At 44.8% G+C, this 13,216-nt stretch carries 12 protein-coding genes; 8 read left to right on the forward strand and 4 right to left on the reverse strand.

Annotated elements, in window-relative coordinates; genetic code table 11:
• Positions 1–92: 92 nt before the first annotated feature.
• On the reverse strand, positions 93–2,210 hold the full coding sequence (locus ACO0KZ_RS07345) for an EAL domain-containing protein (RefSeq protein ID WP_422994268.1): 2,118 nt from the start codon (positions 2,208–2,210) through the stop codon (positions 93–95).
• Positions 2,211–2,495: 285 nt separating this feature from the next.
• Between ACO0KZ_RS07345 and ACO0KZ_RS07350 the strand changes: the two genes are divergently transcribed.
• The gene (locus ACO0KZ_RS07350; protein ID WP_422994270.1) at positions 2,496–2,807 is read left to right on the forward strand and encodes a hypothetical protein; all 312 of its coding nucleotides are present in this window, start codon (positions 2,496–2,498) and stop codon (positions 2,805–2,807) included.
• Positions 2,808–2,946: 139 nt separating this feature from the next.
• Here the strand turns inward: ACO0KZ_RS07350 and ACO0KZ_RS07355 are convergent, their stop codons facing one another.
• Entirely contained in the window at positions 2,947–3,627 is a 681-nt protein-coding gene (locus ACO0KZ_RS07355) for a MarC family protein (RefSeq protein ID WP_422994272.1), read from the reverse strand.
• 235 nt (positions 3,628–3,862) lie between these two features.
• Here ACO0KZ_RS07355 and ACO0KZ_RS07360 point away from each other — a divergent pair, with 235 nt between their 5' ends.
• Both ACO0KZ_RS07360 and ACO0KZ_RS07365 read left to right on the forward strand, forming a co-directional pair.
• Positions 3,863–4,627 carry a GNAT family N-acetyltransferase gene (locus tag ACO0KZ_RS07360; protein ID WP_422994274.1) on the forward strand — a complete coding sequence of 255 codons (765 nt, stop codon included), beginning with the start codon at positions 3,863–3,865 and terminating at the stop codon, positions 4,625–4,627.
• Positions 4,627–5,478, forward strand: a complete 852-nt coding sequence (locus ACO0KZ_RS07365; protein ID WP_422994276.1) for a UDP-2,3-diacylglucosamine diphosphatase — start codon at positions 4,627–4,629, stop codon at positions 5,476–5,478. The genes ACO0KZ_RS07360 and ACO0KZ_RS07365 overlap by 1 nt, the downstream gene beginning before the upstream one ends.
• A 41-nt stretch (positions 5,479–5,519) precedes the next feature.
• On the opposite strand, the gene ACO0KZ_RS07370 is transcribed toward ACO0KZ_RS07365, so the two are convergent.
• Together ACO0KZ_RS07370 and ppk1 are read right to left on the reverse strand one after the other, a co-directional pair.
• Positions 5,520–6,002, reverse strand: coding sequence for a SixA phosphatase family protein (locus tag ACO0KZ_RS07370; protein WP_422994278.1), 483 nt, complete (start codon positions 6,000–6,002; stop codon positions 5,520–5,522).
• A gap of 25 nt (positions 6,003–6,027) precedes the next feature.
• On the reverse strand, positions 6,028–8,109 hold the full coding sequence (gene ppk1, locus ACO0KZ_RS07375) for a polyphosphate kinase 1 (RefSeq protein WP_422994859.1): 2,082 nt from the start codon (positions 8,107–8,109) through the stop codon (positions 6,028–6,030).
• A gap of 420 nt (positions 8,110–8,529) precedes the next feature.
• On the opposite strand from ppk1, the gene pstS reads away from it, so the two are divergent.
• The 5 genes from pstS (at position 8,530) to phoU (ending at position 13,212) form a co-directional block, all read left to right on the forward strand.
• Positions 8,530–9,573 carry a phosphate ABC transporter substrate-binding protein PstS gene (gene pstS / locus ACO0KZ_RS07380; RefSeq protein WP_422994280.1) on the forward strand — a complete coding sequence of 348 codons (1,044 nt, stop codon included), beginning with the start codon at positions 8,530–8,532 and terminating at the stop codon, positions 9,571–9,573.
• A 206-nt stretch (positions 9,574–9,779) separates the two neighbouring features.
• On the forward strand, positions 9,780–10,757 hold the full coding sequence (pstC, locus tag ACO0KZ_RS07385; RefSeq protein WP_422994860.1) for a phosphate ABC transporter permease subunit PstC: 978 nt from the start codon (positions 9,780–9,782) through the stop codon (positions 10,755–10,757).
• The gene (gene pstA / locus ACO0KZ_RS07390; protein WP_422994282.1) at positions 10,754–11,614 is read left to right on the forward strand and encodes a phosphate ABC transporter permease PstA; all 861 of its coding nucleotides are present in this window, start codon (positions 10,754–10,756) and stop codon (positions 11,612–11,614) included. Before pstC ends, pstA begins: the two co-directional genes overlap by 4 nt.
• 11 nt (positions 11,615–11,625) lie before the next feature.
• Positions 11,626–12,420, forward strand: a complete 795-nt coding sequence (pstB, locus tag ACO0KZ_RS07395) for a phosphate ABC transporter ATP-binding protein PstB (RefSeq protein ID WP_422994284.1) — start codon at positions 11,626–11,628, stop codon at positions 12,418–12,420.
• Between the two features lie 75 nt (positions 12,421–12,495).
• Positions 12,496–13,212 carry a phosphate signaling complex protein PhoU gene (phoU, locus tag ACO0KZ_RS07400; protein WP_422994286.1) on the forward strand — a complete coding sequence of 239 codons (717 nt, stop codon included), beginning with the start codon at positions 12,496–12,498 and terminating at the stop codon, positions 13,210–13,212.
• Positions 13,213–13,216 lie beyond the last annotated feature (4 nt).

Genomic DNA, 13,216 nt, shown 5'->3' on the forward strand with positions numbered 1-13,216 from the left:
CTTTAAATTATAGCTAGTCATATTGCAAAACGGCTCAAGGCTAAGCCCTTGCAGAAGGCGTCATTATAAGCGATTGCAAAATAGTGAAGCGTTCAGACTTGCTTGGAAGTTTCCAGCCACTTCTGTAATGCAGGGCCATATAGAGGTTTGCTAGCGAAATAGCCTTGCATGGCATCGCAACCTAGGTCAATCAAAGTGTCGCGCTCAGCCTGCGTTTCTATGCCTTCTGCGATCACATGTAAATTTAGGCCATGTCCCATTTCTATAATGGTTTTGACCAGACGCTGGGTGGACGATAACTGATCAATATTGATCACGAAGCTGCGATCGATTTTTAGTTCTGTGACAGGTAATTGTTGCAAGTAAGCGAGTGATGAATGACCCGTACCAAAGTCATCAATAGACAGACCAATGCCGGTATCGCGCAGGGAGCGTAACAAGGGAATGGCGCTGCCGGGATCCTCCATAATGCCACTCTCTGTAAGTTCCAGTTTCAAGCGGCTTGGATGAATTTGATGTTGTTGTAAAAGTTTGCTGACTCTGTCAGGGAAATGTTGATCACGCAAATCGTTAGTACTGACATTGACTGCGATACTGAGCTGAGGATAAGTCTCCTGCCAGCTTGCCAAAGTTTGCACGGCTTGATTAAGCATCCACTCCGTGACATGACTGATATAGCCAGTACGTTCAGCAAATGGGACAAATTCTATCGGTGAGATGAAACCACGCTGTGGATGTTGCCAGCGCACTAGTGCTTCAAAGCCATAGCAGTGCATATCGCTTAATCGTACTTTTGGCTGTAGCCACATTTGTAACTCATGATTAAGCAAGGCCGAGCGCAAATCGGATAACAGACTGAGATGACTTAAGCGCGAGGCTTCTTGAGCGTCGGAGTACCAAGCGCTGATTTGCGTATTGGCTTTTGCCGCATATAAAGCAATTTCAGCATTACGTATCAAACTGTTGAGATTGGGTGTTTCAGCATTGGATAAGGCGATACCGTACACCATGTTGACATCGACGCTATGGCTGGTGCAAATAATAGGTGTGCTTAAGTGATGATTAAAATGGCTGATGAGTTGAACGACTAATTCGGTAATAGTTTGCGTTCCTGTGGTCGAACAAAGTAAGGCAAACTGTCCACCCGAAAATTTTGCCAGATAACTGCTACCATCGGGGTAGTCACGCAGCGCCGCCTGCAGACGAGCGCTGGTTTCGACGATGACGCTATCACCGACGCCAAAGCCTAAAGTTTCGTTGACGATTTTTAGACGCGCCACATCCATTAAAATCATGGCTTTGTTGGAGAGATCACTCTGCGAAAAATCTTTTAAGAGTAGCGTGCGGTTCGGTAAGTGGCTTAGTTGATCGTAGTACGCGAGCTGTTCGATTTCGGCTTCGCGGGTGGCAATCGCATCGGACATGGTGTTGAGGGCAATTCCTACTTGCGCAATTTCGGTGGCGCGGGTCAGTGGTACTTTACTGTCGTAATTTCCCGTTGCGATTTGTAGGGCGCTTTTCTCAAGATCATTGAGTGGACGCACGACGCTGCTTTGGGTGATAAATGCCAGTCCTAAGCCACACAATACAGCGATGACCGAAATAGCAATCACTTGCAATTTGAGCTGTTCAAGATCTCTTTTTTCTTCTTCTTGACGCTGCATGATGTTGCGTTTTTCCAAATCCAACAAAGCGGCGCTTTCAGTTAAAAAGGCCTGCCGCGCGGGAGCGACTTGTTCTTCAAATACCCGCTTGGCACCATCAGGATTATCGAGTTCAATTTCATCAAACAAATTCAGATAGGACTGCCGAAATTCTTGATGGGTACTGGCAACGCGTTCTAGACAGGCTAGTTCAACGTCGTCTTTGGATTCATTGGTTAAGGCTTGGATTAATTCATCAATGTGTGTTTTCTTGGCATCGACCGCATCATATGCAGGCTTGCGCTTATCTTGTGTGGAGCTGAAAATCAAGACCAACGCGCTGGTGGAGCCTTCGATATCTAAGGCCAAATTTTGAACTTGTAACAGTTTTTGCAAATCCTCTCTAGCGAATTGTTGACTACGCTGAGTGACGTGCTGCACCTGAGCCACGGTTTTAATGACAACCAGAATGAAAAGGCAAAGAATCAAGAGATAACTGAGTGCTAAACGATAGCTGATTCTGCGAGGTAGTATCCGTTCGATAGCAATGTGATACGCGTCGTTCATAAATCCTCTAAGTGGGGTGGGGCAGCCAGCTAAGTTAGAAATGGCAGATAGTCCACTCAGTATCTTAGCCCTTTTTAAGCCAATTTAGCTAAATATGCTGCCAACGGAAAGTGAAACCTAGTCTTTTTACATCGAACGTTGTAAGTATTGCTGCTTCGGCTATCGGTAGTGCAATAAAGTTGCAAAGACATCTGAGTTTGAACTAAGTTTGGATGAAGATTGACTTTATTCTCCGGCTATCAGCTAAAATGAAATTCTTCAATTCATTACTGTCGGGAGTCGTCTATGTTTTTAGATCATGCCAAAATCTCTGCTACTCATAGTGAAACCGAGCCAGATCGTATAGAGCGATTAAATCGTGTCTATGGATACGCCATCGCCTTGGCGGATGCGGATGGTAATACTCAATGCATTACAAAACTGGCAAAAATTCATGATCACAAAGGCACACTCATGGTGATCTGGCATGCAGCGCCCACTGAATTTGAACGCATCTACTTTGTGAAAGCATGGAAGAGCAAAATTGGTGATGAATCGACTTCTGTCGAACATGCATTGATGTTGTTAGATGCGGATCCAGAAACTGAGGAAGAATAGAGCAGTACTCTATAAGTTTGACTTCTGACGCTATAGATGGCTGGACGTTATATGCGCTCTATAAAAATGGCTGCATCCTTTTGATGGGATGCAGCCATTTTTTGTGGCCGCTTCAGTTTAATTTCAAAACCAATGAAAACTAAGTTAACTTCAAGTCTTCAAGTAACTCTGCAACACCCGTCCATCCAATTTCTATACCTATGCATAAAAGGATAAACGCGGATAAACGCATTAACACCGTAGCACCAACATCTCCCAAGAAACTTTCCAAGTTTCGAGCAAAGCGGTAGGATAAATAAATTGCAAAGGTGGTCAATAAAACGCCTATCGTTGCCGCCAGACCCGTGATCAACCAATCCACTGGCTTAGCGGGTAACTGCGCACCTAAAGTGATTGAAGTGGCAATGGCACCTGGTCCCACGGTAAGTGGAAAGCTAAACGGGAAAAAACTGTGCTTCCGTAATTCTTCTTTGGTCCATTTGTCGGCAGACGCGGCGACTGAGGTTCTTAATTTGTCCTGCCCTTGATCGTTCAATAATTTCCAACCTGCCATACCCACCACGATGCCACCGGCGACACGGACTATTGGTAAAGAAATTCCGAAAAAGTCGAGTACATAAGAGCCAACAAAGACGGCACCCATGAGTAAGAAAAAACAATTGAACGCGATACGCTTTGCCAGTCGGTTTGCCATGACTTGATCCATGGGACCCGTCATTGACAAGAAGATAGGGGCTACTGCAATCGGATTGAGTATCGGTAATAAAGTCACCGGTACCACGACGAGGGCTTTGATGAACACGGTTAGTGCAATACTCATTTTGCCTCCTGTAATAATTAATTCTTGTGATTATGCAATATTTGAGCGGCTACGTCACAAACTAAATAGATGGGCTTTAGCTTTGCCTATGATTTATCTTGATTCTCAATAATTTACGGCTATGTGACAAATTCCAACGATGTCATAAAACAGACACGCAACTGTCACAATCTTGAAGTATTCCCTCTTTATTCTGCTCGCTAAATGCACATAAATTGAATAAAGGAGAACCCGCATGAGAGTGTTGACCCTACCTAGCGATGCCAATCCCAGTTTTTCTAAACTAAGTTTAAGCCTTGCGAGTAGCAAGAAAGAAGTGAAGGAAGTGCAGCGCTTACGCTACAAAGTGTTTATCGAAGCCATGGGTTTATCCGCCTTAGCCAATCCCGATTGTTTGGACAAAGATGAATTCGACGACCATTGCGATCATTTGATTGTGCGTGATACGAAAACCTTGAAAGTGGTTGGGACCTATCGAATTCTTGGGCCGAATGCTGCGCGCCATATGGGGCGCTATTATTCTGAAGGTGAATTTGATCTATCTCGCTTGCAGAATATCCGTGGCAGCATCGCTGAAGCGGGTCGCGCTTGTATTCACCCGGATTATCGTAGTGGCGCTGTGATTATGTTGTTGTGGGCGGGATTAGCCGCTTATATGCGTCGTGAGCGTTGCGAGTATTTGATTGGTTGCGCCAGTATTAGCTTGGCTGATGGTGGGCATAATGCAGCGGCGATTTATCGCAATTTTACGGATAGTGATTTTGCGCCGCTGGATTACCGAGTGACACCACATTTACCTTTCCCATTAGAGAATATGGATGAAGGACATGAGGCGCGTATTCCGCCTTTGCTGCGGGGGTATTTACGCGCCGGTGCCTGGATTTGTGGTGAGCCGGCCTGGGATCCTGATTTTCATAGCGCAGATCTGTTCGTTATGTTGCCACTCGCGAATTTGGATAATCGCTACGCCAAACATTATGGTACCGAGGGAGCGCCTTAATGAAACCAGCAGATCAATTTCTAGAAAATAAATCGCCAGCGCGTCTTAAAGCACCTAAAAAAGATGTACGACGTTTTCGAACTATCTGGATTTCTGATCTGCATCTTGGTACTTCAGGTTGCCAGGCAAAACGCTTGTTGGAATTCTTGAAAGCTACTGATTCTGAGACCCTATATTTGGTCGGCGATATTATCGATGGTTGGCAACTCAAGCGTCGCTGGTATTGGGATCAGACACACAACAATGTGATTCAAACCGTGTTAAAAAAAGCGAAGAAGGGTACCAATGTGATCTTCGTTCCGGGCAATCACGATGAAGCAGCGCGTCAATTTATCGAACTTGATTTTGGTGGCATAAAAGTCCGTGATGAACTGATCCATACCACCGCCGATGGTAAACGCATGCTGGTATTACACGGTGATCGGTTTGACGGTGTAATCGCTTGCGCCAAGTGGCTGGCCTACTTGGGTGATAGCATGTACACCGTCATCCTGAAATTTAATCAAATATTTAATCACTGGCGTGCCCGCGCCGGTTTGCCGTATTGGTCGCTATCGCAATACCTCAAATCAAAGGTAAAGAACGCCGTTAGTTATATCACTAAGTTTGAAGATGCATTAGCGGATGAGGCGCGTAAGCGCGGCTTGGATGGTGTGATTTGTGGCCATATTCATAAACCAGAAATTCGTCAGATTGATGGGATTACTTATTGCAACGATGGCGATTGGGTAGAGAGCTTATCGGCCTTGGTTGAGGAAGCCGATGGTGAGTTGCGCCTGATTACCTGGCATGATGTCGTGCAGCAGCATGATCGTCATGAATTGACTACATCCCTTGCGTTATCAGCTTGAGTCACAACTGAAATAAACGCTTAAATACATAAGGAAGTCAATTAAGGTTTAGTCACCAAATCAGGTGACATGATTGCTTTTAAATACGTGTGCAAGCCTTCACCGTCGCGCTCTTTCTGCGTGATCCACCAGACATTTCCTTTTCGTACTGCGCACTCACTTTGTAAAGGAGTGATGAGCTTGGCGGCGACTTCGCCCAAGCTGGGCTGGTGCCCAATTAATAGCACTGATTCACGTGAATATGGCCAGTTGGCGGCATTGAGAAGATCGTCAGCACTGGCAGAAGTGTCGATTTCTGGCGCAATTCTAAATTTTCTATTTAGTTTGGCTAAGGCCGCCATGGTCTCGCGCGTGCGTATCGCTGGGCTGACTAAAATTCTGCAATTGTCAGGTAAAACGCTATCTAGCCAAGATGCCATTTTTTGCGCTTGTTTCTGGCCTTTGGGCGTCAAGCGACGCAGCGCATCGGCCAGTTCTTCGCTGCCGGGTTCAGCTTCCGCATGACGCCATAAAATTAGATCCATATTAGTTGTAAATTCGGTTGTCTATCTAGTTGTCAGCTTCCGGCGACCCTAAAGTTTGCATGAGGAATTGTTGCGCACTAAATGGTTTTTGTTTACCGCGTGCTTTTTTGCGTTCGTAATTACCATCGGAATCTAAGGTCCAAGCGTTCATATTGTCTTTGAGATAGGGATCGAGTCCTTCGCTAATAACGCGCTTCTTCAAATGCTTCTCTAAAACAGGGAAGGCTACTTCAATGCGGCGGAATAGATTACGACTCATCCAGTCTGCGCTGGCGAGATATACATCATGTTCTAAATCATTGCGGAAATAGTAGATGCGAGAATGCTCTAAGAAACGACCAATGATAGAGCGGACTTTAATATTCTCAGACAGACCAGGCACACCAGGGCGCAAAGTACAAGCACCACGCACGATCAAGTCAATTTTTACGCCATCCGCAGAAGCCGCATACAAAGCACGTATCACTGATTCGTCGACTAAGGCATTCATCTTGGCGATGATGCGACCTGGGCGACCTTCACGTGCGATGCGTGCTTCATTACGAATAGCTTTGATGATCTTGGGCTGGAGTGAAAACGGTGCTAGCCACAAATGGTCTAATTTTTTAGGTTTGGTTAAACCAGTCAGGTGAATGAAGACTTCGTTTACTTCCGCGGCTTTTTTGGGGTGGGCAGTGAGCAAACCAAAATCGGTATAAAAGCGGGTGGTTGATGGATGATAATTACCCGTACCTAAGTGGGCGTAGTGTCGTAAACGACCGCCTTCTTCGCGCCGTATCACAAGTGCCAGCTTGGCATGGGTCTTCAGGCCAACGACACCATAAACTACTTGAGCGCCAGCTCTTTGCAGGCGATCAGCCCAGTTGATATTTGCTTCTTCATCAAAGCGTGCCATCAGTTCAACCACTACAGTCACTTCTTTACCCATTCGCGCTGCGGTGATCAAGGACTCCATTAAGTCGGAATTCATTCCGGTACGATAAATCGTTTGTTTAATTGCCAGCACGTTAGGATCTAAAGAGGCTGTGCGGATAAAGTCGATGACCGTTTGGAAGGGCTGAAAAGGATGATGCAGCAAGACGTCTTGCTTATTTAAGACGTCAAAAATATTCTTTTGCGCCAGTTTGCTATCTGCTTTTGCAGTAAATACAGGGAAGCGCAGATTGACTTGATTAACATGATCAATCAGTTCGGATAAGCGCACCATATTCACAGGACCATCGACCGCATATAGTCGATCTTTGGTCAGTGAGAATTGCTCTAACAAAAATTGCGACAAAGACTCAGGGCAATTTTTTGCGACTTCTAGACGTACCGCCATACCAAACTGGCGACCTTGTAATTCACCTTGCAAGGCTTGGCGTAAGTTCTTGACCTCGTCTTCATCGACCCATAAGTCGCTGTCACGTGTGACCCTAAACTGTGAGTAAGCCAAAACTTCTCTATCGTTAAACAAATCACCAATATGCGCGTGAATAACTGAAGACAGTAGACAATACGCTTGTCCTTTTTCTGTCAACTCGTCGGGAATCTTTATCACACGAGGTAATACGCGCGGTGCTTTTACGATCGCAATCGCGGTACCTCGACCAAAAGCGTCTTTGCCTGCTAATGAGACAATGAAATTAAGACTCTTGTTTACAACTTGAGGAAATGGATGGGCGGGATCTAGACCGATAGGGGTTAACAATGGCCTTACTTCGCGGTCAAAATAGGATTTGACCCAAGCTCTTTGATCTTCTGTTCTATCGCTATGTCTTAATAGATGTATGCCTTTACGTGACAAGGCAGGCAAGATATCTTGATTTAACACCTGATACTGGCGCAATTCTAGTTCATGACACTCTTTGTCGATGCGATCCATCATGCTGGAAAATGCAGGATGTTGGGCCAATTGACCATCTATCGTGTTTTGCGCTAAAAGGCTTGCAACGCGGACTTCAAAGAATTCATCAAGATTGCTGCCGACAATACACAAATACTTTAAACGCTCTAATAAAGGGATACTTTTATCCTCAGCCTGTGCCAAAACACGCCAATTAAATGCGATTTGTGACATCTCTCTGTCTAAGTAAATCGCTGAACGCGGCAAACCCCAAGCCGCCATTAACGCTGATTCACTGTCATTGCTTGGCTTAGTGTTCATAGTCGTCGACGCTTGAGCTGTTGTTGCAGCATCACTTGCGTTGGCGATAGTGTTGACTATTTTATCATTTGTGACATCATGATTCATCATTGGTTTCGTATCTCTGTGGTAAATCTGCAGTATTTCTTTAAATGGCAAAGGTACATAAGCCCTTCATGACAGGTGTTTCAAGGATTGTAGTAAGCTATTATGACAAGTTTATGACAGGAAAAACATGTAATTTGAAATATTTCATGGGTCCGTAAATCTCGTCACATTCCTGTCATATTTGCCTTGTACAGTTCGCACCATGTTGTTTTAGGTCAGCGATCGGTTCGGTCGAAAAGATTAGCCTGCTGGCGGCGACATAATGGATTGTTTCCCAATTAAAACGAGGTAAATATGCAATTTAATCGTATTGTTAAATCTTTAGTTATTGCAGCAGGTGCTGCAATGGCCTTTTCATCTGTGCATGCTGCTGAAGTGACAGGCGCTGGCGCGACTTTTCCTTATCCTATCTATGCCAAGTGGGCGGATGCTTATAAAAAGGCAACGGGAAACACCATTAACTATCAATCCATCGGTTCAGGTGGTGGTATCAAACAAATAAAAGCTAAGACAGTGGATTTTGGCGCGACTGACGCTCCTTTAAAGGGCGAAGAGTTGGAAGCGGATGGCTTGATGCAATTTCCAGCAGTAATCGGTGGTGTCGTTCCAGTGGTTAACTTGGATGGCGTAACACCTGGTCAGTTAAAAATGACGGGCGAAGTACTGGCGAAGATTTACATGGGCACTATTACTAAATGGAATGCTGCAGAAATTACAGCACTTAATCCAGGCGTGAAATTGCCAGCTGAAGACATCACTGTCGTGCATCGTTCAGATGGTTCAGGTACGACATTTATCTGGACTGACTATTTGTCTAAAGTTAGTGCTGAATTCAAATCGACGGTGAGCTCTGGCACTGCAGTTAAATGGCCAGTTGGCTTGGGCGGTAAAGGTAATGAAGGTATTGCAGCCAACGTGCAGCGTATCAAAGGTTCAATTGGTTACGTTGAATACGCATACGTAAAGCGTAACAAAATGATCCATACACAAATCAAGAATCGTGATGGTAACTTTGTTCAACCAGATGACCTCAATTTCAAAGCTGCAGCTTCAGGTGCAGAATGGGCAAAAACACCAGGCATGGGTGTGGTATTGACGAATCAAACTGGTAAAGATGCATGGCCTATCAGCGGCGCTACTTTTATCTTGTTGCATAAAGTGCCCGCTAATCCAGCGAATACACAAGAGGTGGTGAAGTTCTTTGAATGGGCGTTTGCAAATGGTGCTGCGATGGCAACAGAGTTGGAATATGTACCTTTGCCAGCAGACGTGACCAAGTTGATTCACGCAAGCTGGAAAGCAAACTTAAAAGATGCTTCAGGTAAAGCGCTGTACTAATTAGATTTTGAGAGCTTTATTGGCGCATTAGTGAGTATGTAAAGCGATACATAAAGCACTCTCAAAGTGATTGTTAAAGCCAAAAGAACATCTCAACATTTATGTTGAGATGTTCGACCATAAAACGAACAAAAAAAATGTCTACTCCAGCGATGAACTCTTCATTACCTTTGACCGGGGATGAACACAAGGAAGTCAGTCAAGTGATGACACATACGCCAACCATTCAAACGACGCAGCATAGTTCATCTATGCGCAAACAGAAGCTACAAGACTTCTTATTTCATAAACTAACCTTCAGCTTTGCACTGATGGTGTTGCTGGTGTTAGTCGGTATCGTTATTTCTCTATTTTACGGCGCAATGCCAGCCATGAAGGAATTCGGCTTCGCCTTTATTACCACGATAGAGTGGGACCCAATCAACGACAAATACGGCGGCATGATAGCCATCGTCGGTACCTTAGTTACTTCAGGCATTGCTTTGCTAATCGCGTTTCCAATTAGCTTTGGTATTGCCTTGTTCTTGACAGAAATCTGCCCAAATTGGCTTAAGCGTCCGTTGGGAACCGCTGTTGAATTGTTGGCAGGTGTTCCTAGTATTATTTATGGTATGTGGGGTTTGTTCGTATTCGCGCCTATCTTCAGTAGCTACGGGCAACCTTTCCTCGCAAACACGTTAGGTAAACTGCCAGTAATTGGTGTTTTGTTTTCCGGTTCCATGATCGGTATCGGTGTATTAACTGCTGGAATTATTCTCGGCATTATGATTATTCCGTTCATCGCATCAGTGATGCGCGATGTGTTCGAGATCGTGCCACCTGTTTTAAAAGAATCAGCTTATGGTTTAGGTTGCACTCGTTGGGAAGTCGTCCGCAAAATCGTTTTGCCTTATACCAAAGCTGGTGTGGTCGGCGGTGTGATGTTGGGGTTGGGGCGCGCTTTGGGAGAGACTATGGCGATCACGTTTGTGATCGGTAATGCACATAAGCTTCATTGGTCCTTGTTTTCCGGTGGTAATAGTATCGCGTCTACACTCGCGAATGAATTCGCTGAAGCTGAAACTGAGCTGCATATTGCCTCATTGTTCCTATTAGGTTTGATCTTATTTGTCATTACCTTTACGGTATTGGCATCCGCCAAATTGTTGTTGCTTGGCATGAAAAGAAAAGAAGGTGTGAAATGACACAGGCTGCCGTCAATTCGGTCTACAAGTCGCGTCTGCGCAAACATAAAATCGGTATTTTCTTCTCCACTGCCGCGATGGCACTGGGCGTGTTTTTCTTGATGTGGATCTTACTCACATTGGTTATCAAAGGTTTTGGGTCTTTGAGTTTTGCCGCCATCGTAGAGGCGACGCCTGCACCAGGGGAAGAGGGGGGCGGTTTGGCCAATCCTTTGTTAGGTAGTTTGATGATGGTCGGGTTTGCGACTTTAATCAGCACGCCCATCGGTATTTTGGCTGGAATTTATTTGGCTGAATATGGCGAAAAAAATTGGTTCAGTGATGTGACTCGCTTTGTCACTGACATCATGTTGTCTGCGCCATCGGTGGTCATCGGTTTGTTTGTCTATGCGGTTTATGTTGCACAGATCAAGCATTTCTCAGGTTGGGCTGGCACGATGGCGATTTCGCTGATTGCTATTCCGGTGGTAGTGCGTACGACGGATAATATGTTGGCCTTGGTTCCAACCAGTTTGAGAGAAGCCGCTTTTGCACTCGGTGCCCCACGCTGGAAGGTAGCACTGTTTATCCGTGTCAAAGCTGTGAAGGCAGGTATTTTGACGGGTATTCTATTAGCAGTCGCGCGTATTTCTGGTGAAACAGCACCGCTACTTTTCACCGCCTTGAACAACCAATTTATCAATACCGACATGAATAAGCCAATGGCGAATTTACCGGTAGTGATTTACCAGTTTGCCATGAGCCCTTACGACAATTGGCGTGGCCTGGCATGGACTGGTGCCTTGTTGGTCACCTTTAGTGTGTTGACATTAAACATTTTGTCACGCACCGTATTCGCACAGAAAATCCATAAATAATTTTAGAGCAGATGAACATGATTCCTACGACTAAACCAGCCGCTGTAGAAGCAAAAGCCTGTATCGAAACGAAAGATCTCAATTTTTTCTATGGATCTAACCGTAGCTTACAGAATGTGAATTTGAAGGTCTACGATAAAAAAGTTACTGCATTTATTGGACCTTCTGGATGTGGTAAATCGACTTTGTTGCGTACCTTTAACCGTATGTATGATTTGTATCCTGGTCAAAAAGCGGAAGGCGAAATCATTTACAACGGTCAGAATATTTTGGCGCCAGGCCAAGACATTAATATGTTGCGTGCCAAGGTTGGTATGGTGTTTCAAAAACCAACACCTTTCCCTATGTCCGTTTATGACAATATTGCGTTCGGTGTTCGCTTGTATGAAAATCTTTCCAAAGGTGAGATGGATGAACGTGTGGAATGGTCGTTGAAGAAGGCGGCACTTTGGAACGAAGTGAAAGATAAGCTCAGTAGTAGTGGTTTAAGTTTGTCGGGTGGACAGCAACAACGCTTATGTATCGCTCGCGGTGTTTCAGTGAAGCCAGAAGTCTTGTTATTGGATGAACCAACTTCGGCGCTTGATCCGATTTCGACAGTCAAAATTGAAGAATTGATCAATGAGTTGAAAGAAGATTACACCATCGCTATTGTTACTCACAATATGCAACAGGCGGCTCGTTGTTCTGACTTTACTGCATATATGTATCTGGGTGAATTGGTGGAGTTTGGTGAGACCGATAATATCTTTATGAACCCAGTGCGCAAAGAGACTCAAGACTATATTACCGGTCGATTTGGTTAATTGTATTGGATCTTAAACCTTGGTCTGTCGACGCAAAGTTGACATAGATTATCTATACGAATTCAGGAGTAAGTAATGACAGGCGAACATTCATCATCGCAGTATAACCATGACTTAGAAGCAATCCGTTCTCAGGTGTTAACGATGGGCGGTCTGGTTGAGACCCATTTTCAAGATGCCATGACATGCTATCGTACCGGCAATGAAGCCCATGCAGCTACGGTTGTGAAATCCGATGAGGAAGTAAATCGCATGGAAGTGATGCTGGACGATATGTGTAGTCATTTGATCGTCAAACGTCAACCGACAGCTAACGATTTGCGTACTGTAATGGCGACTGGTAAGGTCATCACGGATCTTGAACGCATAGGTGACGAGTCAACTAAGATTGCACGCATCGCCCAAAACATGTTAAGTAAGAATCGTAGTAATCCTATGTTTAGTGGCTACGGAACAGTGCGTGCGTTAGCGAGTAATGTAGAGCAGATGTTGCATCAATCTTTAGATGCATTTGCTCGTCTGGACGATGCGAAAGCAGTACAGTTGATTGCCTTTGACGAGGCTATCGACAATGATTTTCGCTCTATTATGCGCAATCTCATTACCTTCATGATGGAAGATCCAAGCACGATTTCGACCGCTTTAGATGCCTTATGGGTAGCAAAAGCGATAGAACGTATCGGTGACCATGCAAAGAATATTGCGGAATATACGATCTATATCGTTGAGGGACGCGACATCCGTCACTCTGACTATGTGGCGAAGGAACTGAAAAATATCAATCATGAATAATCGT

It is taken from the genome of Undibacterium sp. Di24W, assembly GCF_049340325.1.
Classification (GTDB): Bacteria; Pseudomonadota; Gammaproteobacteria; order Burkholderiales; family Burkholderiaceae_D; genus Undibacterium.

Bases quoted from the DNA above. Each gene is read 5' to 3' on its own strand.
- ACO0KZ_RS07345 (WP_422994268.1), bottom strand. From the start codon at position 2,210: ATGAACGACGCGTATCACATTGCTATCGAACGGATACTACCTCGCAGA.
- ACO0KZ_RS07350 (WP_422994270.1), top strand. From the start codon at position 2,496: ATGTTTTTAGATCATGCCAAAATCTCTGCTACTCATAGTGAAACCGAG.
- ACO0KZ_RS07355 (WP_422994272.1), bottom strand. From the start codon at position 3,627: ATGAGTATTGCACTAACCGTGTTCATCAAAGCCCTCGTCGTGGTACCG.
- ACO0KZ_RS07360 (WP_422994274.1), top strand. From the start codon at position 3,863: ATGAGAGTGTTGACCCTACCTAGCGATGCCAATCCCAGTTTTTCTAAA.
- ACO0KZ_RS07365 (WP_422994276.1), top strand. From the start codon at position 4,627: ATGAAACCAGCAGATCAATTTCTAGAAAATAAATCGCCAGCGCGTCTT.
- ACO0KZ_RS07370 (WP_422994278.1), bottom strand. From the start codon at position 6,002: ATGGATCTAATTTTATGGCGTCATGCGGAAGCTGAACCCGGCAGCGAA.
- ppk1 (WP_422994859.1), bottom strand. From the start codon at position 8,109: ATGGCGGCTTGGGGTTTGCCGCGTTCAGCGATTTACTTAGACAGAGAG.
- pstS (WP_422994280.1), top strand. From the start codon at position 8,530: ATGCAATTTAATCGTATTGTTAAATCTTTAGTTATTGCAGCAGGTGCT.
- pstC (WP_422994860.1), top strand. From the start codon at position 9,780: ATGACACATACGCCAACCATTCAAACGACGCAGCATAGTTCATCTATG.
- pstA (WP_422994282.1), top strand. From the start codon at position 10,754: ATGACACAGGCTGCCGTCAATTCGGTCTACAAGTCGCGTCTGCGCAAA.
- pstB (WP_422994284.1), top strand. From the start codon at position 11,626: ATGAACATGATTCCTACGACTAAACCAGCCGCTGTAGAAGCAAAAGCC.
- phoU (WP_422994286.1), top strand. From the start codon at position 12,496: ATGACAGGCGAACATTCATCATCGCAGTATAACCATGACTTAGAAGCA.